18 protein-coding genes are annotated in these 20,517 nt (G+C 61.0%); 8 read left to right on the top strand and 10 right to left on the bottom strand.

Annotated elements, in window-relative coordinates; all coding sequences use genetic code 11:
• The first annotated feature begins 77 nt into the window (after positions 1-77).
• Together FQ192_RS21245 and FQ192_RS21250 are read left to right on the top strand one after the other, a co-directional pair.
• A complete protein-coding gene (locus tag FQ192_RS21245) occupies positions 78-1,211 on the top strand; it encodes a TIGR03364 family FAD-dependent oxidoreductase (RefSeq protein WP_149660293.1) in 1,134 nt (377 codons plus the stop codon).
• Positions 1,211-1,768: a phosphonate degradation HD-domain oxygenase gene (locus FQ192_RS21250; protein WP_149660294.1), complete on the top strand. Its 558-nt coding sequence runs from the start codon at positions 1,211-1,213 to the stop codon at positions 1,766-1,768. The genes FQ192_RS21245 and FQ192_RS21250 overlap by 1 nt, the downstream gene beginning before the upstream one ends.
• A gap of 200 nt (positions 1,769-1,968) precedes the next feature.
• Here FQ192_RS21250 and FQ192_RS21255 read toward each other — a convergent pair whose 3' ends face one another.
• Both FQ192_RS21255 and FQ192_RS21260 read right to left on the bottom strand, forming a co-directional pair.
• The gene (locus FQ192_RS21255; protein WP_149660295.1) at positions 1,969-3,339 is read right to left on the bottom strand and encodes a GTPase/DUF3482 domain-containing protein; all 1,371 of its coding nucleotides are present in this window, start codon (positions 3,337-3,339) and stop codon (positions 1,969-1,971) included.
• Positions 3,332-4,702, bottom strand: coding sequence for a DUF2868 domain-containing protein (locus FQ192_RS21260; RefSeq protein WP_149660296.1), 1,371 nt, complete (start codon positions 4,700-4,702; stop codon positions 3,332-3,334). The genes FQ192_RS21255 and FQ192_RS21260 overlap by 8 nt, the downstream gene beginning before the upstream one ends.
• Before the next feature lie 85 nt (positions 4,703-4,787).
• Between FQ192_RS21260 and FQ192_RS21265 the strand changes: the two genes are divergently transcribed.
• The gene (locus FQ192_RS21265) at positions 4,788-5,300 is read left to right on the top strand and encodes a dihydrofolate reductase (RefSeq protein ID WP_149660297.1); all 513 of its coding nucleotides are present in this window, start codon (positions 4,788-4,790) and stop codon (positions 5,298-5,300) included.
• A gap of 109 nt (positions 5,301-5,409) precedes the next feature.
• Here FQ192_RS21265 and FQ192_RS21270 read toward each other — a convergent pair whose 3' ends face one another.
• On the bottom strand, positions 5,410-6,798 hold the full coding sequence (locus FQ192_RS21270) for an L-cystine transporter (RefSeq protein ID WP_149660298.1): 1,389 nt from the start codon (positions 6,796-6,798) through the stop codon (positions 5,410-5,412).
• A gap of 249 nt (positions 6,799-7,047) precedes the next feature.
• Between FQ192_RS21270 and FQ192_RS21275 the strand changes: the two genes are divergently transcribed.
• Entirely contained in the window at positions 7,048-8,115 is a 1,068-nt protein-coding gene (locus tag FQ192_RS21275; protein ID WP_149660299.1) for a haloacid dehalogenase-like hydrolase, read from the top strand.
• A gap of 207 nt (positions 8,116-8,322) precedes the next feature.
• On the opposite strand, the gene ilvD is transcribed toward FQ192_RS21275, so the two are convergent.
• Complete coding sequence (gene ilvD / locus FQ192_RS21280; protein ID WP_149660300.1) at positions 8,323-10,164, bottom strand: dihydroxy-acid dehydratase; 1,842 nt, start codon at positions 10,162-10,164, stop codon at positions 8,323-8,325.
• A 342-nt stretch (positions 10,165-10,506) separates the two neighbouring features.
• Here ilvD and FQ192_RS21285 point away from each other — a divergent pair, with 342 nt between their 5' ends.
• Complete coding sequence (locus FQ192_RS21285) at positions 10,507-12,198, top strand: DUF4153 domain-containing protein (protein WP_149660301.1); 1,692 nt, start codon at positions 10,507-10,509, stop codon at positions 12,196-12,198.
• A 12-nt stretch (positions 12,199-12,210) separates the two neighbouring features.
• Here FQ192_RS21285 and FQ192_RS21290 read toward each other — a convergent pair whose 3' ends face one another.
• The 4 genes from FQ192_RS21290 to FQ192_RS21305 all read right to left on the bottom strand — a co-directional run bounded on the left by FQ192_RS21290 (position 12,211) and on the right by FQ192_RS21305 (position 17,062).
• Positions 12,211-13,407: a multidrug effflux MFS transporter gene (locus FQ192_RS21290; RefSeq protein WP_149660302.1), complete on the bottom strand. Its 1,197-nt coding sequence runs from the start codon at positions 13,405-13,407 to the stop codon at positions 12,211-12,213.
• Positions 13,400-14,365, bottom strand: coding sequence for a diiron oxygenase (locus tag FQ192_RS21295; protein WP_149660303.1), 966 nt, complete (start codon positions 14,363-14,365; stop codon positions 13,400-13,402). The genes FQ192_RS21290 and FQ192_RS21295 overlap by 8 nt, the downstream gene beginning before the upstream one ends.
• Positions 14,362-15,438, bottom strand: coding sequence for a SagB family peptide dehydrogenase (locus tag FQ192_RS21300; RefSeq protein ID WP_149660304.1), 1,077 nt, complete (start codon positions 15,436-15,438; stop codon positions 14,362-14,364). The genes FQ192_RS21295 and FQ192_RS21300 overlap by 4 nt, the downstream gene beginning before the upstream one ends.
• 427 nt (positions 15,439-15,865) lie before the next feature.
• Positions 15,866-17,062, bottom strand: coding sequence for a class I SAM-dependent rRNA methyltransferase (locus FQ192_RS21305; protein ID WP_149660305.1), 1,197 nt, complete (start codon positions 17,060-17,062; stop codon positions 15,866-15,868).
• A 343-nt stretch (positions 17,063-17,405) separates the two neighbouring features.
• On the opposite strand from FQ192_RS21305, the gene FQ192_RS21310 reads away from it, so the two are divergent.
• The 3 genes from FQ192_RS21310 to FQ192_RS21320 are packed head-to-tail and all read left to right on the top strand — an operon-like array spanning position 17,406 to position 19,456.
• Positions 17,406-18,221, top strand: a complete 816-nt coding sequence (locus FQ192_RS21310) for an HDOD domain-containing protein (RefSeq protein ID WP_178129187.1) — start codon at positions 17,406-17,408, stop codon at positions 18,219-18,221.
• 44 nt (positions 18,222-18,265) lie between these two features.
• Positions 18,266-19,078: a bifunctional DNA-formamidopyrimidine glycosylase/DNA-(apurinic or apyrimidinic site) lyase gene (gene mutM / locus FQ192_RS21315; protein WP_133835564.1), complete on the top strand. Its 813-nt coding sequence runs from the start codon at positions 18,266-18,268 to the stop codon at positions 19,076-19,078.
• Between the two features lie 54 nt (positions 19,079-19,132).
• Positions 19,133-19,456, top strand: a complete 324-nt coding sequence (locus tag FQ192_RS21320) for a multidrug transporter (RefSeq protein WP_149660307.1) — start codon at positions 19,133-19,135, stop codon at positions 19,454-19,456.
• A 119-nt stretch (positions 19,457-19,575) separates the two neighbouring features.
• On the opposite strand, the gene FQ192_RS21325 is transcribed toward FQ192_RS21320, so the two are convergent.
• Entirely contained in the window at positions 19,576-19,827 is a 252-nt protein-coding gene (locus tag FQ192_RS21325) for a YfhL family 4Fe-4S dicluster ferredoxin (protein WP_048722619.1), read from the bottom strand.
• A gap of 102 nt (positions 19,828-19,929) precedes the next feature.
• A complete protein-coding gene (gene coaD, locus FQ192_RS21330) occupies positions 19,930-20,409 on the bottom strand; it encodes a pantetheine-phosphate adenylyltransferase (protein ID WP_007945531.1) in 480 nt (159 codons plus the stop codon).
• Positions 20,410-20,517: the final 108 nt, after the last annotated feature.

Here is a 20,517-nt window from a genome sequence, read left to right on the forward strand (position 1 = left end):
TCCGCGTCCTCTGTGACGCAGAGCGTCACGGGATTCATTCCCACGCGGAGCGTGGGAACGATCATTGGGGGAACTCCATGACACACCACAACGACATGCTCATCGTCGGCGCCGGCATCCTCGGCCTGTCCCATGCCTACGCCGCCGCCAAGCGCGGTCTGAAAGTCAGCGTTTTCGAACGCAGCGAAACACCTTTGGGCGCCTCGGTCCGCAACTTCGGCCAGGCCCTGGTCACTGGCCAGCCACCGGGCCTGATGCTGGAACTGGCCAAAGCCAGCCGCGACATCTGGGGCCATTGGGCCAACGTCGCCGGCCTGCCACTCAAGCGCAACGGCTCGTACCTGTTCGCCCGCACCGAAGCCGAAGAACACCTGCTGCAAGCCTTTTGCAACGGTCGCGCCGTGGAACACAACTACAACGTCGAACTGCTGCGCGGTGCTGCCCTGCGGGATTTGTACGGCGGCCAGTTCAGCCATCACCGCGCCGCGCTGCACGGCATCGACGATCAGCAACTGTATTCCCGCGAAGCGATTCCGGCGCTGATCGATTACCTGCGCCGCGAACTCGGCGTCGAGTTTCACTTCTCCACCCTGGTGCGCGACATTGAGCCCGGTCGCTTGCACAGCACCGCCGGCAGCTTCAGCGCCGGGCAGATCATCGTTTGTTCGGGGCACGACTATCAGACCTTGCTGGCCGAACCGATCGCCGCGCTCAACCCGCACATCTGCCGCCTGCAAATGCTCCGCGCCCGGCCGCAGATCGATCTGAATCTGCAACACGCACTGCTCACCGGATTGAGCTGCGTGCATTACGGCGCATTCGCCGACCTGCCGGAAGCCGCCGCCGTAGAGGCGCAAATCCTGCGCGATGCCCCGCACCTGCACGACAACGGAATCCACCTGCTGATCAGCCCGACGCCTTACGGCGAATTGATCATCGGCGATTCCCATCACTACGGCAGCGATCCCTCACCGTTCAACGCCGAGCAGGTGGACGACTGGATGATCGAACTGGCCGAACAGACGTTGGGCTGCAAGATTCAGGTCATCGAGCGCTGGCAGGGGGTCTATGGTTCCAAGGGGCCGGGCCCGTTCTCGTTCCTGCGCCCGCAACCCGGCGTCAGCGTGGCGCTGATGCACACTGGCGTCGGCATGAGTGTCGGGCCGGCGATGGCCGAGCGTAACGTCGGCCTTCTATTGGGAGAGGATTGATGGCGCGGCATGAACAAGTGATTGCCGAGGTGTTCGCCCTGTACGAACGCTTCGGCGACAGCGACTACATCGGCGAACCGGTGTCGCAGATCGAGCACATGTCCCAGGCCGCCGAATTGGCCATGGCCGAAGGCTTCGACGATGAAGTGGTGTTGGCGGCGTTCTTTCACGATATCGGGCATATCTGCACCGAGAGTGCCGAGAACATGGGCGGTTTCGGCGTGGTCAGCCATGAACGCCTCGGTGCTGACTATCTGTGCCGCGCCGGTTTCAGCGAACGCATGGCGCGGCTGGTGGAATACCACGTGCAGGCCAAGCGGTATCTGACGCTGAAAGAGCCGGGGTACTACGAACGCTTGAGCGAGGCCAGTCGCCGGACCCTGGAATATCAGGGCGGGGTGATGACGTCGGCCGAGGCTGAGGCGTTCGAGCAGGACCCTTTGTGTGCGGTGAGTTTGCGCATGCGCCAGTGGGATGAGCAGGCCAAGGAGATGTGGGTACCGGTGCTGGACCTTGGTCTTTTGAAGGCAAAGGCGTTGCGCCTGTTGGCGGCGTAGGGCCATAAGAGCGAGGTGCGGTCATCGCGGGCAAGCCTTGCTCCTACAAGGGATCAGCGCCAGCCTCCTGTAGGAGCAAGGCGTGCCCGCGATGGCGTATAGATCGTTCCCACGCTCCGCGTGGGAATGCCTCAAGGGACGCTCCGCGTTCCAGTGACGCAGAGCGTCACGGGCTGCATTCCCACGGAGCGTGGGAACAATCACTCAACCACTTTCGCAGCCAACCCCTCAACCTGCTCCTGCCGCTCCGCCTGGCTCAACTTCGCCTGGGGATTGAGCGACGACCACTGCGGATGCGCCCGCGCCTTGTTCAGCGCCTCGGGCAGTTTGCCTTCGCGCCAGGTCTTGTCCTGGGGCGTGGCCACCTGGATGCTGTCCATCGCCGCATGCCCGCGCTGGTTCAAGGCTTGTACCAGTTGCCGCTGACGCAGGGCCAATAGCCGCAACACGCTGTCATCGACGGTCAATTCGCGCTGGCCCTTGATCTTGCCCAGCAAGCGCCCGCCGTAACTGCGGGCGGTTTGCAGGGCACCGCCAGCAATCGCCCCGGCCAATGCCGCCACGCCGAGGGTCAGGCCGCCGACCAGCAGATCCACGCCAGCCCCCGCCGCTGCGCCCGCCGCAATGCCACCGCCAACCCGCACGCCCAATTGCTTGAGGGTTTCGGGGTTGAACAAGTCATCGCCCCAACGGCCGTCAAGCAGCGGCAAGTCACTGGCCGCCGCGTCTTGCGGGCGGAAGGCGTAGAGCTTGAGCAAGGCTTCGACGCAACGCTGTTCTCGCTGGCGCACGGCTTTGCGCAGTTCGCTGATCGCTTGTTGTTCCTGTTCCGCCTCGCTGACCACGCTGCGTCGGCACGCAGCGCAATCGATCAATAAATCGGCAATCAGCCGCGCCGCGCTGTGCTGACGGGCGATGCGCTGGGCCTGTTGATCGGCGATCAGGCGATCCAGTTGCGGGCGGGCGTTTTCCAGCAACAGCGCGAGGCTTTCATAGAGCCGGCGTTCGCCATCCTCCGGCGGGGCGACGCTGTCGAAGCGCACCAACGCATGCAGCCCGAGACGCGCCAGAGCTTCACGCCAATCCGGCTCGCGATGCTGGGCGCTGCTGACGAAATTCAGCACCGGCAGCAGCGGTTTACCGCAACTGGCCAACACTTCCAGTTCATCGCGGTACTTGGCCAGCACCGGTTCCCGGGCGTCGATCACATAGAGGCCGGCGTCCGAGGCCAGGAGTTGGCGCAGCACTTTGGCTTCCTGTTCGAAACGCTGCCGGGCTTCGCTGCCTTCAAGGAATCGCGTCAGTCGCGCCGGGCCGTCGAGGCGTTCGCCCGGGCGCTCCAGGCGTTCGAGGTAGTCGAGCAGGGCGATGGCGTCTTCCAACCCGGGCGTGTCGTAGAGGTCGAGCAACGGTTCGCCGTCCACCGACAGCCGGGCACCTTCGACATGCCGAGTGGTGCTGGGCCGATGGGACACTTCGCCGAAACCGACATCTCGGGTCAGGGTGCGCAGCAATGAGGTTTTGCCGACGTTGGTGTGGCCGACCACCGCGAGTTTCAAAGGCTTAGTCATGACCGCTCTCCAGCCAATTCAACGGCGCGCAATCGGCGAAGGGCAGTTCAAGTTGTTGCAGCGCTGTGTGCCAGTCGCCGAGGCGCTCGGCATCCAGCGCTTCGCCGGGCGGCGCTTGCAGCAGCCAGACCCGGGTGGCGCTGGCGTTGCGTGCCAGCTCGGCGATCAAGGCCAGGCTGCCGCGATCCGGCGAACGCCGTGGATCGCAGGCAATCGCGAGGCGTGCCGGGGGAAAACGGCTCAATTGTTCGAGGAGTTTGTTTCGGGATTCACGGCTGTCGAGGATGCCCGCATCGCTGACGGATTTGGGCAGGGCCGGCGGCCACGGGCGTTGATCGTCGAGTTCGATGGCCACCAACAGTGCGCCTTCGGTTTGCAGGTCACTGACGCCGCTTTCGACGCGATGAAGCTGATCCGGCGCGGCATCGCTGATCCCGAGGCGTTCGCTGGTGGGCATCAGGCGTTCGCGCAGTTGTGCGTAGCCGGGCAGGTTCAGGTCCAGACGCAGGGTCGCGCGCCCGCGCTTCCAGCGCCAGCGGCAGAACAGCATCAAAAACAGACGCGGCAATACGCCGTAAATCAGCACGGCACCGACCAGCCAAATGGCCCAGCTCTGACGTACCAGCTCCCGGTTGTAATCGGTGTCCAGGGTGACACGAATCATGTCGACTCGGGGTGCGCTCCAGCCCAGCGCATGGGGCACGGCCGCCAAGGCGTCAGTGAGGGCCGCAAAAAAGTCGGCGCCAAACAGCGTGCTTTCCCAGATGAAGTCATAGCGCCGGGTGGCCATCATGAGCACCAGTAACGTCAGGGCGCTGAGCATGATCAGCAACCAGAGACCGTTGACGAGCGTTCCGATGGCCCAGCGATTGAGTTTATGGCGTTGCAGCAACAGCAGCAGGGCGGGTGGCAGCTGTGCGGCTTTGGTATCGCGCGCGAATTTTTCGCTGAGCCACAACCACAGACGACCAAGGGCGGCGCCATGCTCACCGGCAAACACCAGGCCCATCGCCCAACTCAGCATCAGAATCAGGTTCAGGCCCAACAGCGTACCCAACGCCCAGAACACATTGACCGGCTGTGTGCCATTGCCCAATGCCGAGAACGCCAGGCCGGCGCCGCTGATGGCCGCCAGCACGATCATCAACAACAACGCCAGGCGCGCCCCTTGCAGCCAATGTTTGAGCGCGCTGGTCAGTCCATCGCGCTCGGCCAGCCACAGGGCGCGGCGTTGAATCCGTGTCGGCAGATCGCCGCCGGCACTGCGGGCCAGTCGGTTGGCTTCCAGGTCGTCCAGAGGGCCGGCGTGTTCTTCGCGCAGGCGGATGGTTTCTGTCAGCCAGAGGTTATTCAGTTCAGTCACGCGGCATCCCGTCGCTTAGATGAACGGTGAGCATAACCGCTGTGGCGCTTATCGGGAAAAGGGAGGCTCTGGTATCCTCGCCGGCATGACTAAATCACTCCCCCTCAGCCTGATCGCAGCCCTCGGTGAAAACCGCGTGATCGGCGTCGACAACAGCATGCCCTGGTACTTGCCGGGGGACTTCAAATACTTCAAGGCCACCACCCTGGGCAAGCCGATCATCATGGGTCGCAAGACTTGGGATTCCCTCGGTCGTCCGCTGCCGGGTCGGTTGAACATCGTGGTCAGCCGTCAGGTGGATCTGGTGCTGGAAGGCGCGGAGGTTTATCCGTCGCTGGAAACTGCCGTCGTTCGCGCTGAAGAATGGGCGAAAGCGCAGGGCGTCGATGAGCTGATGCTGATTGGCGGGGCGCAGTTGTATGCGCAAGGGTTGGCGCAGGCTGATCGGCTGTATCTGACGCGCGTGGCGTTGAGCCCGGAAGGAGATGCGTGGTTTCCAGAGTTTGATTTGAACGAATGGAAATTGGTGTCGAACATTGAGAATCCGGCGGTGGAAGATAAGCCGGCATACAACTTCGAGGTTTGGGAGCGCGCATAGATCGTTCCCACGCGGGAGCGTGGGAACGATCGGTGCTGCAAGTACAAGCGGATGGGCTTTTTCTTGCAGCTTGCAGCTTGCAGCTTGCAGCTTGCAGCTTATAGCTCAGCTAGCTCGCTAGCTGCGCATGCTCATCCGCATCCAGCAGCGCTTTATCGGTCTGCTGCATCATCTGGCTGGTAATCGCCCCGGCCGTAATCGACCCGCTGACGTTCAGCGCCGTACGGCCCATGTCGATCAGCGGCTCAACCGAAATCAGCAACGCCACCAGTGACACCGGCAAACCCATGGCCGGCAGCACGATCAGCGCAGCAAACGTCGCGCCGCCACCCACGCCCGCCACACCGGCCGAACTCAGGGTCACAATCGCCACCAATGTCGCGATCCACAATGGGTCCAACGGGTTGATGCCCACGGTCGGCGCAACCATCACCGCCAACATCGCCGGGTACAGACCGGCACAGCCGTTCTGGCCGATGGTCGCGCCGAACGAAGCGGCGAAACTGGCGATGGATTGCGGGATACCCAAACGACGGGTCTGCGCTTCGATGCTCAGCGGAATGCTCGCGGCGCTGGAGCGGCTGGTGAAGGCAAAGGTCAGCACCGGCCAAATCTTGCGGAAGAAGCGCAGCGGGTTGATCCCGGCCGCCGACACCAGCAGACCGTGGACCACGAACATCAGGCCCAGGCCGATATAGGACACCACCACAAAACTGCCGAGCTTGATGATGTCTTGCAGGTTGGAACCGGCGACCACTTTGGTCATCAGCGCCAGCACGCCGTACGGGGTCAGTTTCATCACCAGGCGCACCAGGCGCATCACCCAGGCTTGCAGGGTGTCGATGGCGTTGATCACTTTCTGACCTTTTTCGACGTCATCCTTCAGCAGTTGCAGCGCGGCAACTCCGAGGAACGCAGCGAAGATCACCACGCTGATGATCGAGGTCGGCTTGGCCCGGGCCAGGTCGGCGAACGGGTTCTGCGGGATGAACGACAGCAGCAACTGCGGCACATTCAGGTCCGCCACCTTGCCCGCGTAATCGGTCTGGATCGTTTGCAGGCGCGCCATTTCCTGGGTGCCGGCGACCAGGCCTTCGGCGGTCAGGCCGAACAGGTTGGTCAGGCCGATGCCGATCAGCGCCGCGATGGCGGTGGTGAACAGCAGCGTGCCGATGGTCAGGAAGCTGATCTTGCCCAACGACGAAGCGTTGTGCAGACGGGCCACGGCACTGAGGATCGAGGCGAACACCAGCGGGATCACGATCATTTGCAGCAACTGCACGTAACCGTTGCCGACCAGATCGAACCAGCCGATCGAGGCTTTCAGCACCGGGTTGCCGGCGCCGTAAATAGCATGCAACGCCACGCCAAACGCCACGCCCAAGGCCAGTGCGAGCAGGACTTTCTTGGCTAAGCTCCAGGAGGTGTGACGGGTTTGCGCCAGGCCCAAGAGCAGGGCGAGGAACACCAGCAGATTGAGAATCAGCGGCAGATTCATAGAGACTCCATAGACTTGTGCCAGCCACCTTCGTGTGTGACTGCGAACCGGCAAGCCTAACAGCTTGATATCTAATGAATTAATACCAAAAACCGAGGTGGACTGTCGTTTTTGGAATAAGCCGGTGTCGCTGTCAGGGATGCAACTGGCGCGAAGGGGACGCAAGCGGTCGCGGGCAGGCGGGAACTGTCACACTTTTTTGTTAGCGTCGATGTCTTTGAATCTGGGTCTCTACAAGGAAGCATGCCGATGAAATTCGCACCGAAAATGCTGGCTGCCGCACTGGGTCTAGGGTTGGGCCTCGCCCTCGCCAGCCAGGCGTTCGCCACGGATTTGAAACACTGGCCAGCCGATCAGGCCAAGGCGCTGGACGCGATGATCGCGGCCAATGCCAACAAGGGTAACTTCGCGGTGTTCGACATGGACAACACCAGTTACCGCTACGACCTCGAAGAGTCGTTGCTGCCGTTCATGGAAAACAAGGGCCTGATCACCCGCGAAACCCTCGACCCCTCCCTGAAGCTGATCCCGTTCAAGGACACCGCCGACCACAAGGAAAGCCTGTTCAGCTATTACTACCGCCTCTGCGAAATCGACGACATGGTTTGCTACCCATGGGTCGCGCAGGTGTTCTCCGGCTTCACCCTGCAAGAACTCAAGGGCTATGTCGATGAGCTGATGGCGTCCGGCAAACCAGTGCCGAGCACGTATTACGACGGTGATGTGGTCAAGACCATCGACGTTCAGCCGCCGAAAGTCTTCACCGGCCAGGCCGAGCTGTACAACAAGCTGATGGAGAACGGTATCGAGGTCTACGTGATGACCGCCGCCTCCGAAGAACTGGTGCGCATGGTCGCGGCCGATCCGAAGTACGGCTACAACGTCAAACCGCAGAACGTGATCGGCGTGACCACGCTGCTCAAGGACCGCAAGACCGGCGAACTGACCACCGCGCGCAAACAGATCAGCGCCGGCAAGTATGACGAGAAGGCCAACCTCGGCCTGGAACTGACCCCGTACCTGTGGACCCCGGCGACCTGGATGGCCGGCAAGCAAGCGGCGATCCTGACTTACATCGATGAATGGAAAAAACCGGTGCTGGTGGGCGGCGATACCCCGAGCAGCGACGGCTACATGCTGTTCCACAGCGTCGACGTGGCCAAGGGCGGCATTCATTTGTGGGTGAACCGCAAAGACAAATACATGACCCAGATTAACGGCATGATGGCCAAGCACGCCGCGGCCCAGGCCAAGGAAGGGTTGCCGGTGACGGCGGACAAGAATTGGGTGATCGTGAAACCGGAAGAGATTCAGTAAGACCCGGCGCTCGATTCCACCGTGATGATCGTTCCCACGCTCCTGCGTGGGAATGCAGCCCGTGACGCTCCGCGTCACTGGACGCGGAGCGTCCCTTGAGGCATTCCCACGCGGGAGCGTGGGAACGATCAAGCGGCGAGCTGCAAGCCGCAAGTAAGAACCGCTTTGGTCTTTCTTGCCGCTTGTAGCTCATTGCTTGTAACTGCTTTAGATCCCGTCGAGCATCGCCTTGTTACGCACGGCACCCTTGTCGGCGCTGGTGGCGAGCAGGGCGTAGGCTTTGAGTGCGGTGGTCACCTTACGTGGACGTTTTTCCACAGGCTTCCAGCCTTTCTGATCCTGCTCGACCCGGCGTGCCGCCAGTTCTTCATCGCTGATCAACAGGTTGATCGAGCGGTTTGGAATGTCGATCAGTACCTTGTCGCCATCCTGCACCAGGCCAATCGCGCCACCGGCAGCGGCTTCTGGCGAAGCGTGGCCGATGGACAGGCCCGAGGTGCCGCCGGAGAAGCGACCGTCGGTGAGCAAGGCGCAAGCTTTGCCCAGGCCTTTGGATTTCAGGTAGGACGTCGGGTACAGCATTTCCTGCATGCCCGGGCCGCCTTTCGGGCCTTCGTAACGGATGATCACGATATCGCCGGCCTTCACTTCGTCAGCGAGGATGCCGCGCACGGCGCTGTCCTGGCTTTCAAAGATCTTCGCGTTGCCTTCGAACACGTGGATCGACTCGTCGACGCCAGCGGTTTTCACCACGCAACCGTCGAGGGCGATGTTGCCGTACAGAACGGCCAGGCCACCTTCTTGCGAATAAGCGTGCTCGACACTGCGGATACAGCCGTTTTCACGGTCGTCGTCCAGGGTTTCCCAGCGGGTCGACTGGCTGAACGCAGTTTGCGTCGGGATGCCCGCAGGACCAGCCTTGAAGAAGTGATGCACCGCTTCGTCGGTGGTCTGGGTGATGTCCCACTTGGCAATGCCTTCGGCCATGGACTTGCTGTGCACGGTCGGCAGCTCGGTGTGCAGCAGGCCGCCACGGGCCAGGGAGCCGAGGATGCTGAAAATCCCGCCGGCGCGGTGAACGTCTTCCATGTGGTACTTCTGGATGTTCGGCGCGACTTTGCACAGTTGCGGCACGTGGCGGGAGAGGCGGTCGATGTCCTTCAGGTCGAAGTCGATCTCGGCTTCCTGGGCGGCGGCCAGCAAGTGCAGGATGGTGTTGGTGGAACCGCCCATGGCGATGTCCAGGGTCATGGCGTTTTCGAACGCCTTGAAGTTGGCGATGTTGCGCGGCAACACCGACTCATCGTTGTCGCCGTAGTAACGCTTGCACAGGTCGACGATGGTGCGGCCGGCCTGCAGGAACAGCTGTTCGCGGTCGCTGTGGGTCGCGAGGGTCGAACCGTTGCCCGGCAAGGCCAGGCCCAGAGCTTCGACCAGGCAGTTCATCGAGTTGGCGGTGAACATGCCGGAGCACGAACCGCACGTCGGGCAGGCGCTGCGCTCGTACTCAGCGACTTTCTCGTCAGAAGCGCTGGAGTCGGCGGCGATCACCATGGCATCGACCAGGTCGAGGCCGTGGCTGGCCAGTTTGGTCTTGCCGGCTTCCATCGGGCCGCCGGACACGAAGATCACCGGGATGTTCAGGCGCAAAGCGGCCATCAGCATGCCGGGGGTGATCTTGTCGCAGTTGGAGATGCAGACGATGGCGTCGGCGCAGTGGGCGTTGACCATGTATTCGACGGAGTCGGCGATGATCTCGCGGCTCGGCAGCGAATAGAGCATGCCGTCGTGGCCCATGGCGATGCCGTCATCCACAGCGATGGTGTTGAATTCTTTGGCAACGCCACCGGCCCGTTCGATCTCGCGGGCGACCAGTTGGCCCAGGTCCTTGAGGTGGACGTGGCCCGGTACGAACTGGGTGAAGGAGTTGGCAATGGCGATGATCGGCTTCTTGAAGTCGTCATCTTTCATCCCCGTGGCGCGCCACAGTGCGCGGGCACCGGCCATGTTGCGGCCGTGGGTGGATGTTTTCGAGCGGTAATCAGGCATGGAGCACTCCGGGCGGCTAATCAGGTATCAAAGGGGAGTGAGCTTCTATTGACGTCTGGAACACTCAGAAATGGCCGTGTGTCCGGAAGTTGCCGATGACTTTGCGGGATCGCCGCTTGCCTCAGCCTGAGCTCATAAACCCGCCGGGGGATGAATGGCGATGAATCTCGCGATTCTACACCGCTGGCGTCAGGAGGGAATGGCTCAAAGTGTTGATCCAGCCCTGACGCCGTGTGCGGGATGACCATCGGTAAGGTGAACAAGCCTCCCGTGGGGATATCAGCACACGGGACGCTTGGCTAAACTGCCGCCCTTCGCGTAATCGCACCAAAAGGAATTGGCATGCCGCTGTTCAATCGCTCGTTGTGGTTTTACCTGCTCATCGGTCTGTGCCAGGGGGTGGTTTTCTGGCAGATCGAGTCATTTGGATCGCGCGGCGTGCTGGCGGCGAGCCTGACGCTGGTCGTGGTCGGGGGGCTGGTCCTGCAACTGCTCGGCCCAAAACTCAAGGACCGCCGGGTTTTGGCCCTGACGCTGGGCTTTTGCCTGTTGATGATGGCAATCAGTTCCTGGGTTCAACAGACCGGCCTCGATAACGGCAATCGTTGGTTGATGGAGAATTGGCTGTTAACCGGCGTGCCGTTGAGCTACGTGGTGTGTGCGTTTCTCGCCAGTTGGCCCTCGGGCACCGGCCGGCGCTGGGACTATGCTGATCTGTACCACAGCGCCTGGAGCCATGTGTTCGTGGTGTTTTTTGCACTGATGCTGACGGGCGTGTTCAGCCTGTTGCTGCTGCTCTGGAGCAAGTTGTTCCTCATGCTGGGCATCGATTTTTTTGCCGAGCAGTTCTCCTCCCGGGTCTTTATCTGCCTCAGCCTGTCGGTCGTCTTCTCCCTGGCCATGCGCCTGGGCCTGCACAACGAAAGAGTCATCGGCATGTTGCGGGGCGTCTTGTTGGCGGCCTGTCATTTCCTGTTGCCGTTGATCACCCTGATTACGGTCCTGTTTACCGTGACATTGCCCTTTACCGGCGTGCAAAAGATCTGGGACACCGGCTACTCGACCCCGATTCTGTTGTGCCTGGTGGGGACGTACCTGTTTTTGCTCAACGGGGTGTTCCAGGACGGGCGCCAGGCCAAGCCTTATCCGGCGTGGCTGATGCGCTGTGTCGAGGCGGGTTTGCTGTGCTTGCCAGTGCTGGTGGCGTTGTCCGGGTATTCCAGCTGGCTGCGTGTCGAGCAATACGGCTTGTCGCCCCGGCGTTTCATGGGGCTGTTGCTGGTCGCGATCTTCGCGGCGTACAGCCTGGCGGCGATGTTGGCCGTGGTGCAACGCAATGCCTTGTGGCTCAACGGGCTGCGGCGCAGCAACCCGGCCCTGGCCTTGGCGGTATGCCTGCTATTGGTGCTGATTAATACACCCTGGTTCAACGGCCAATCCTTCAGCGCACGGGATCAGGTGCACCGCTTGCTGGATGGCCGCACGTCGGTGCTGACGTTCGATAGCAATTACCTGCGCAATGGTTTGGGTACGGCCGGTCGGCAGCAGTTCGAGGCGTTGTCCGAACGGGTTGAACGCGATGAGGTGCTCGATGCGCCTTCGCGAGAGGTGCTGCGCGCCCAGATCAAACGCACGCCCGGTGAATCCACGGTTGAGCCCCGGCCCTATACACCGAGCCCGGTGAACCTGGAATGGATCGGCCCGAAAGTGGACGGCAGCGAGCAATTCATCAGCCTCAACAGTCGCCAGCTTCAGTGCCAGGATGCGGGTTGCGTGATGTGGGGCGTCGACCTTGATGGCGATGGCCAGGCTGAAGTGGTGCAATTCAATCAGCAGCCGTGGGACCACCGGGCGTTGCTCTACAAACGTGCCGCTGACGGCGAGTGGCAATACGTCACCGTGCTGCTGGGCGCCAATCTCTCGCCGCAGAACCTGAATCGGCTGCGCGCCGGTGACTTCAAGATCATCGAGCCGCGCTTCAAGAGCGTGCAAATAGGCGACCTCACATTGGCCCCCGAACCTGAGGAGCAATGACTTCCACTGGCTTCAGGCCTCACTCAAGGCCGGGCTGCGCAGGCGGAGATGGCTGCACACCACCAGCCCGATGCTGCTCAGGACGATGAAGGCGAGTGCCAGCGTCAGTTGCAATTCGAAGGGACTCAGGCTGATCAGGGCGCTGATCAGACCGCCCGAGACGAAGATCAGGGAACTGCCGGCTGACGCCGAGGTGCCGGCCATTTCCGGAAAAACGTCCATCGCCATCGAAGTGGCGACTGGCCGGGCGATGGTGGTGCCGGCGGTGCAGATGATCATCGGGACCAGTACGGTGAAGGTCGACAACCCCAGCCACGCTGAAAGCACCAGCATCACCAGGCCCGAAAAGAGGATCAGGCCCAGGCCCACGACGATCTGCGTAGTGGGTGCGATCCGGCCGCCGAGAAACCGGGCGACGATGCCGCCGATGATGTAGGCCAGGCCATAGAGCAGCAGGATCAGCGAAAATTCGTAGGGCGTGAGGTGCAACTGCTCCATGAAAATCAGCGGCGAAATGACGATGAAGGAAAAGTGGCAGGCAAAGGCGATTGAGGAGATCAGCCAATACCCCATGAACCCGGCATCGCGGTAGACCAGGCGGTATGACTGGGCGATGCTGCGCCGTATGACGTTGGCGGGACGCTGGTTTTCAAGAAACAGGCAGGCTTTCAGAAACACCGCGCCGGCCAGGACGATGAAGATCACAAAGCTGCCGGGCCAGTCCATGGCTTGTTGCAGCAGGGTCCCGGCCAGAGGCGAAATGGAAATGCAGATGCCGCTGGCGGTCACCAACAGTATCCGCAAGCGATCCCGATCCTTGCCTTCGAACAGGTCTTGCACCAGGGCTTGCGTGAGCACGAAGCAGCCGCAGCCGACAGCCTGGACCACACGGAACAGCAGGAACCAGGAATACTCGGTGGAAAGCATGCAACCCGCCGCGCCGATGATCGCAACGGCCATTCCGGACAGCAGCAGGCCTTTGCGCCCAATGATGTCCGACAACGGCCCGATCAGCAGTTGAGACAGGGAGATACCGACGGCGAACAGGCTGATGGATAACGCAATGTCGGTCGGGGTGGTCTGAAAGTGTTGGGCCAGTGCCGGAAACGACGGCAACAGAACATCCAGCGGAAAGACCCCGAGCAACACCATGGTCATTAACAGGATGACGGCGGCACGTCGTTTATCAGCAGGTTTTCCTTCATCCATCCACGAGCCCTGCCTGTGCGAAAAGTTGCTGGTTGGCGCGCAGGTCGAAAAACCCTGCGCTGTGTAAGGCCTGGAGCGTGGCGCCGGCCCCCGAGCGAGCCCGCAGCACGGTGGCTTGCTCGCCCGTCAGCCCATCGAGAATGTCTGCGATAACGGCATTGTTCAGACCCACGCTGTGCAGGCTTGCCTTCAGCCATCGCTCATCGACTTCAAAGAACAACAGAATGATGTCCACCAGCAGTTTGGCGGTGAACGTGCGTTGACTGCTGTTCAGGGTCAGCCACAGGTAGTGGAACACTTCTGAAAAATAGCGACTGTGGCGCGCCTCGTCCGTCAGGTGATCCCTGAGCATTTCCTGGACGCTGGAGACTAGTGCATCACGGCAAACTTCGAGCAGTTCCCTGGCGATGATCGTCTCTGACACGAAACCGACCATAAACCAGGCCAGTGCCTTGTGCCGGTCCGGGGCCTGGTCCAGCAGGGCATTGAGCCGGGATATCCGCCGTGGCATCGCTGGCCGCTGGGTGATGCCGTAATGACCGGCAACCTGCTCGGCGAGGCTGTTGGAGAACAACGCGTGAAAACCTTCATCGGTGTAGAGCTGCAAGGCCGCGGTTTTCATGCGCGGCGGGATGCTCACATCCAGCTCGCCGTGGACGATGGTTTCTACGGCGCGGTTGACGATGCGATGTTCGAGCAGGGTGGTGTAGTCGAGGAAATACACCAGGTGGTTGGCCGATAAGCGATGGATGACCGATTGGCCCGCGGCTTCGATGCTCGGGTGACTGAGGTAGGGTAGAAAGGCTGGCGGAAACCAGTGACGGGTTTCCAGTTGCTGCTTCAGGTCCGGCGGCAAGAGGTAGGTGTGCTCGCTGGCGCGCACCGAGGCTCGGGTATCCCATTCGCCAAGGGTGAAACGCCGGGCCCAGAATTCCGGGACAGAGGAGGCACCGGTCATTGTTGCGGGCCCTCGTTCAACAACGCTTTCAACTCCTTGCACATCGCCTGGCCATCGCTCTGGCCGCAACCGACAAAAAACAACGGTTGTTCCGCGCTGTCTTCAAGTCCCAGCAGTGTTTCCACCTGATCGTCCGTCAGTGCCCCCGTCAGCCAGGTATTCAGGCCCAGTGCAGTCGCCACCAGTTGGAACGTCTGGGAAATATGACCGGCCTCGACGTAGGCCATTCGGTAGGCCCGGGAGTGTTGGTATTTCCACCACAGTTTGTCGAAGCGCGCACTGATGAACAGGCCCACGGGCAAGTTGTTGATGAAGTGTTGCCCGCACAGCAACTGACCCAGCGGCGAGCCGGGCAACGGGTTGATAAAGCTCAGCGCGTGATCAGCCGGATGGTAGGCGTAGAGCCCGGGCTCCAGGCCTGTGACGTTCTGCGCCAGAAGAAACCCTTCACAGGCATTCAAGCCTCCCCCCGAAGGGCTGCTGCGGCGGGCGGCCAGGCCTTCGGCGATCGTTTCATCGACGTCGTCTTCGCGCTCTTTAAGGTAGCCGAGGGACAAATACAGCAGGTTACTGATATCGCCGAGAGAAACCGCTTCACCGGTGAACGAGCGGCAGGTCTTGCGGCGGACCAGGGCATCGCCGAGGCTCTCGGCCGGCAACCCGGAAGGCGCGGGCAGGGCAATCATCCCGGTGGCCGCACGGTGCGCGAGATCGGCGTCGGGTGCGCCGCAGGTCAATACTTCGGTGCAATGGTCCAGATAGTGTCTCGACCATTCATGAATATTCTGCGGTATGTATTGGCAAGGTATGTTCTTGGTGCCGATATGAAAGATCTTTGATAGTTCATCCCAGCCCCAGTCTTGAGGCACTTCTATTGAAGTTGTCAGTATTCCTGTGTTCAAGAATTGAGTGTCGATTATATTGGCGCTGTCGAATACTTCTGGATTGTCGATAAGTTGTGCAAGCCGGATTGAGTAATCCAGGTTTAGTTCGAATTGCTTGTGGTTTCTGTAATCCCAGACTATTTGCCCGGGTGTGCGAGGCAGTATGAATAGATGAGGGTTTATCTGCATGACGGGCGCTTCACTCTGGGCTGGGCCATGGAAAACGCTGGGTAAGCCGGCACTCCCCAGCGTCTTGTCTACTTAACGGGCTTTAGGGGCAACCAGAAAAGCCAGGTTAGCGATTTTGTTGGTTTCCAGAGTAACTGCTTTCATGTTTTTAACTCCTTGTAAGTGATAGTGAGTGCCACCGCTTGGTGACAACTCAATCATAGTTTGTAATGAGTTCTTATCAAGGGGTAAAACGGTAGGAAATATCCAGTAATTTTGTGGGAGCGATCTTTAGGTTGAAGGGTGCTTGTAAGTCTTATTCTTTAGAATAAAAGATGCAGGGAAACTTCCTGCACGTCTGTAGGACGGCAAGTGTAAGAAATAGAAGGATTCAGTGGGGGTAGAACGCAAACGGGGAGCCTGCTGACTCCCCGTCAAACCCGCGTAATCAGCTGTTTGGCAGCAGGCGGCAGGTGATGCTCTTGATGTAGCGGGTCTCGGCGATGGCCGGGTGTACCGGATGATCCGGGCCCTGACCGCCACGTTCCAGCATCTGGATGTTGCGATCCAGGTGACGGGCGCTGGTCAGCAGGATGTTCTGCAGGTCATCTTCCGGCAGGTGCATGGAGCACGAAGCACTGATGAGGATGCCGTCCTTGCTGAGCAGGCGCATGGCTTGCTCGTTCAGGCGACGGTAAGCGCCTTCACCGTTCTTCATGTCTTTCTTGCGTTTGATGAACGCCGGCGGGTCGGCCACGATCACGTCGAAACGCTCTTCGCTGGCTTTCAGCTCTTTCAGGGCTTCGAAGACATCGCCTTCGACGCAGGTCATTTTCTCGGCGACGCCGTTCAGTGCGGCGTTGCGCTCGACGCCGTCGAGGGCGAAGGCCGACGAGTCGACGCAGAACACTTCACTGGCGCCGAACGCGGCCGCTTGCACGCCCCAGCCGCCGATGTAGCTGTACAGGTCCAGCACGCGTTTGCCTTTGGCATACGGCGCCAGGCGTGCGCGGTTCATGCGGTGGTCGTAGAACCAGCCGGTTTTCTGGCCCTGGATGACCGGCGCTTCGAATTTCACGCCGTTCTCTTCCAGCGCCACCCACTCTGGCACCAGGCCGAACACGGTTTCGACGTAGCGGTTGAGGCCTTCGGCGTCGCGAGCGGCGGAATCGTTCTTGAACAGAATCCCGCTTGGCTTGAGCACTTGGGTCAGCGCCGCGATCACGTCATCTTTATGGGCTTCCATGGTCGCCGAAGCGATCTGCACCACCAGGATGTCGCCGAAACGGTCGACCACCAGGCCTGGCAACAGGTCGGAATCACCGTAGACCAGGCGATAGAACGGCTTGTCGAACAGGCGATCGCGCAGGGACAGGGCGACGTTCAGGCGATGCACCAGCAGCGATTTGTCCAGCGGCAACTTGATGTCGCGCGACAGCAGGCGGGCGCAGATCAGGTTGTTCGGGCTCATGGCGACGATGCCCAGCGGCTTGCCGCCGGCGGCTTCGAGGATCGCCTGGTCACCGGCCTTGAAGCCGTGCAACGGGGTGGCGGCCACGTCGATTTCGTTGCTGTAGACCCACAAGTGGCCGTTTCGCAGGCGTCGGTCGGCGTTGGCTTTGAGGCGCAGGCTAGGCAGGGACATGACGTCGCTCCGGAAAAAAGAGCGGGAGTATAGCGTGTTGCGCCTAAGGTTAGGTCTGCGAGTAGACCTGTGGCGAGGGGGCTTGTCGGAATGCCGCATCACCCCGTTCGGCTGCGAAGCAGTCGTTGCTTTTTGGGCCGGCTCCGCCGTCCAACGGGGGCAAGCCCCCTCGCCACAGGAAGCCGCCTGAGCTTGGGCAATCGATGAAATTTTCGTCGATCTGCCGGCCAGTGTGTCGGATCCAACTTTATAAGGGTTAGAATCCCCGCCTGTCCCAGAGTGTGTACTTATGTCCCAAGAGCTGAGTTCCGAACAGATTCAACAGTCCCTGCAAGGCATCAGCGTGCCGGCCCAGCCGCAGATCATGGTGGATCTGCAGATGGAGCAGTACATGCCCGACCCGGACCTGGAAGTGATCGCGAAGCTGATTTCCCAGGACCCGGGCCTCTCCGGGGCGCTGCTGAAAATCGTCAACTCGCCGTATTACGGCTTGAGTAACAAGATCGCCTCGATCCAGCGTGCGGTGAACCTGCTGGGCAGCCGCTCGATCATCAACCTGATCAATGCGCAGTCGATCAAGGGCGAGATGAATGACGACACGATCGTCACCCTGAACCGGTTCTGGGACACGGCTCAGGATGTGGCGATGACCTGCCTGACCCTGGCTAAGCGCATCGGCTCCCAGGCCGGCGACGAGGCGTATGCGCTGGGCCTGTTCCACGATTGCGGCGTGCCGCTGATGCTCAAGCGTTTCCCGGATTACATGAAGACCCTGGAACTGGCCTACGCCGACGCCAGCGCTGAAAACCGGGTCGTGGACACCGAAAACCGCGTGTTCAACACCAACCATGCGGTGGTCGGCTATTACACCGCCAAGTCCTGGCGTCTGCCGGAACACATCACCTCTGCCATCGCCAATCACCACAACGCCCTGGCGATCTTCACCGATGAGTCCTCGCGCAACACGCAGATGAAAAACCTGCTGTCGATCCTGAAAATGGCCGAGCACATTTGCGCGTCCTATCGGGTGTTGGGCAATCAGACCGAAGATCATGAGTGGAACAGCGTCGGGCCGTTGGTGCTCGATTATGTCGGCCTGTCGGATTACGATTTCGAGACCCTGAAACAAACGATCCGCGACCTGGGTAGCCACCACTGAAGATCAGCCATTGTCTGATCAATCGCGTCTGATTCGAGAGCACCATGCCTGAACTGCCGGAAGTCGAAACCACCCGCCGGGGCATCGCCCCGCACCTGGAAGGCCAGCGCGTCAGCCGGGTCATCGTGCGTGAGCGGCGCCTGCGTTGGCCGATTCCCGAAGACCTGGACGTGCGCCTGTCCGGCCAGCGCATCGTGCTGGTGGAGCGTCGCGCCAAGTACCTGTTGATCAATGCCGAAGTCGGGACGCTGATCAGCCACTTGGGCATGTCGGGCAACCTGCGGCTGGTGGAAGTCGGCTCGCCGGCGGCCAAGCATGAGCATGTGGACATCGAGCTGGAATCCGGCCTGGCCCTGCGCTACACCGACCCACGGCGGTTTGGCGCGATGCTCTGGAGCCTCGATCCGCTCAATCACGAATTGCTGATTCGCCTGGGGCCGGAGCCGTTGACCGACCTGTTCGACGGCGAGCGTCTGTTCCAGCAATCGCGCAACCGCTCGATGGCGGTCAAGCCGTTCATCATGGACAACGCGGTGGTGGTGGGGGTGGGCAATATCTATGCGACCGAAGCCTTGTTCGCCGCCGGCATCGACCCGCGCCGTGAAGCCAAGAGCATTTCCCGGGCGCGTTACTTGAAACTGGCGATCGAGATCAAACGCATCCTCGCCCACGCCATCGAACGGGGCGGCACTACGTTGCGCGACTTTATCGGCGGTGACGGCCAGCCGGGTTATTTCCAGCAGGAACTGTTCGTCTATGGCCGTGGCAGTGAGCCGTGCAAAGTCTGCGGCACGGAGTTGCGCAGTGTGATGCTGGGCCAGCGCGCCAGCGTCTTTTGCCCACGCTGCCAGAGCTGATACGCGCGACGGTCTATAGTCAGTGTTCTGACTGCCTAGCCGAAGGACCGTGCCATGAATTCGTTTCGAACCTTTGTCGTTGCCTTGCTGCTGAGCACCGGCCTGCCGGCGCTGGCGGCTGACAACGGCAGTGGCGACCCGCGCTACACCATCCAGAACCCACCGGCCTACGCCATGATCGGCGACTTGCTGATTGCACGACCCTTGCTGGTCGCGGCGACGGTGATTGGTGCGGGGGTGTTTGTGGTGTCGTTGCCGTTTACCGCGCTGGGTGGCGGTGTGGGCGATGCGGGGCAGGCGTTGGTGGTCGATCCGGCGAAAGCCGCGTTTGTGCGGTGCCTGGGGTGTGTCGGGGAAGGGTTTGAGCAGCGGGAGTGAGCTTTAAAAGCTTCGCGGGCAAGCCTCGCTCCTACAGGGATCGCGCTAATTCATGATTGGCGCAAGACCTGTAGGAGCGAGGCTTGCCCGCGAAGGCGCCCTCACAGACGCCAAAGGAATCAAGCCTTACCGGTAATGACCCGATACTTCGCCATCAACTGCTCTTCAGTCTCCGGATGCGCCTCGTCCAGCGGAATGCAATCCACCGGGCAGACCTGTTGGCACTGAGGCTCGTCGTAGTGGCCGACACATTGTGTGCACAGGTTCGGGTCGATCACGTAGATCTCTTCGCCCTGGGAAATGGCGGCGTTCGGGCACTCGGGTTCGCAGACGTCGCAGTTGATGCAATCGTCGGTGATGATCAGGGACATGCTAACTCCAGCCGGGGCGGCAGGCCCGGGCGCAATAAACCAATGCGCGCAATTGTGCCGCATTGGCGCCCGCAGTGCACGCGGGCGCCGCTTGAGCGGTCGTTACTTCTTGAAGCGCTCGGTGAGGGCGTCCGCCACCGCCGGGTGGACAAACTTGGTGATATCGCCGCCCAGGGCCGCGATTTCACGCACCAGCGTCGAGGAAATGAACGAATAACGTTCGGAAGGCGTAAGAAACAGGCTTTCCACATCCGGCGCCAATTGGCGGTTCATGTTGGCCAGCTGAAATTCGTATTCGAAGTCCGACACCGCGCGCAAACCACGCAGGAACACATTGGCATTCTTCTCTTTGGCAAAGTGCGCCAGCAGTGTCGAGAAGCCGACGACTTCCACGTTGGGCAGATGTTTAGTGACCTCGCGGGCCAGCTCCACACGCTGTTCCAGGGGAAACAACGGGTTTTTCTTCGGGCTGGCAGCGACGGCGATGATCACGTGATCGAACAGGCGCGCGGCGCGTTCGACCAGATCGCCATGGCCCTTGGTAATAGGGTCGAAGGTACCTGGGTACAACACTCGGTTCATCGCGTCGTCCTGGCGGGAGTCCGTTGGGGACTCGGATGGTATCGCAGCCTTCCCGGTCGGGAAAGTCGCCTGTTAGGTAAGAAAGCACTATAGACGATAGGAATAGTG

This window comes from Pseudomonas sp. ANT_J12 (assembly GCF_008370045.1).
GTDB lineage: Bacteria > Pseudomonadota > Gammaproteobacteria > Pseudomonadales > Pseudomonadaceae > Aquipseudomonas.

Bases quoted from the DNA above. Each gene is read 5' to 3' on its own strand.
- FQ192_RS21325 (WP_048722619.1), bottom strand. From the start codon at position 19,827: ATGTCCCTGATCATCACCGACGATTGCATCAACTGCGACGTCTGCGAA.
- FQ192_RS21295 (WP_149660303.1), bottom strand. From the start codon at position 14,365: ATGACCGGTGCCTCCTCTGTCCCGGAATTCTGGGCCCGGCGTTTCACC.
- FQ192_RS21265 (WP_149660297.1), top strand. From the start codon at position 4,788: ATGACTAAATCACTCCCCCTCAGCCTGATCGCAGCCCTCGGTGAAAAC.
- FQ192_RS21300 (WP_149660304.1), bottom strand. From the start codon at position 15,438: ATGCAGATAAACCCTCATCTATTCATACTGCCTCGCACACCCGGGCAA.
- FQ192_RS21305 (WP_149660305.1), bottom strand. From the start codon at position 17,062: ATGTCCCTGCCTAGCCTGCGCCTCAAAGCCAACGCCGACCGACGCCTG.
- FQ192_RS21250 (WP_149660294.1), top strand. From the start codon at position 1,211: ATGGCGCGGCATGAACAAGTGATTGCCGAGGTGTTCGCCCTGTACGAA.
- FQ192_RS21320 (WP_149660307.1), top strand. From the start codon at position 19,133: ATGAATTCGTTTCGAACCTTTGTCGTTGCCTTGCTGCTGAGCACCGGC.
- FQ192_RS21255 (WP_149660295.1), bottom strand. From the start codon at position 3,339: ATGACTAAGCCTTTGAAACTCGCGGTGGTCGGCCACACCAACGTCGGC.
- FQ192_RS21270 (WP_149660298.1), bottom strand. From the start codon at position 6,798: ATGAATCTGCCGCTGATTCTCAATCTGCTGGTGTTCCTCGCCCTGCTC.
- FQ192_RS21245 (WP_149660293.1), top strand. From the start codon at position 78: ATGACACACCACAACGACATGCTCATCGTCGGCGCCGGCATCCTCGGC.
- ilvD (WP_149660300.1), bottom strand. From the start codon at position 10,164: ATGCCTGATTACCGCTCGAAAACATCCACCCACGGCCGCAACATGGCC.
- FQ192_RS21275 (WP_149660299.1), top strand. From the start codon at position 7,048: ATGAAATTCGCACCGAAAATGCTGGCTGCCGCACTGGGTCTAGGGTTG.
- FQ192_RS21285 (WP_149660301.1), top strand. From the start codon at position 10,507: ATGCCGCTGTTCAATCGCTCGTTGTGGTTTTACCTGCTCATCGGTCTG.
- coaD (WP_007945531.1), bottom strand. From the start codon at position 20,409: ATGAACCGAGTGTTGTACCCAGGTACCTTCGACCCTATTACCAAGGGC.
- FQ192_RS21290 (WP_149660302.1), bottom strand. From the start codon at position 13,407: ATGGATGAAGGAAAACCTGCTGATAAACGACGTGCCGCCGTCATCCTG.
- mutM (WP_133835564.1), top strand. From the start codon at position 18,266: ATGCCTGAACTGCCGGAAGTCGAAACCACCCGCCGGGGCATCGCCCCG.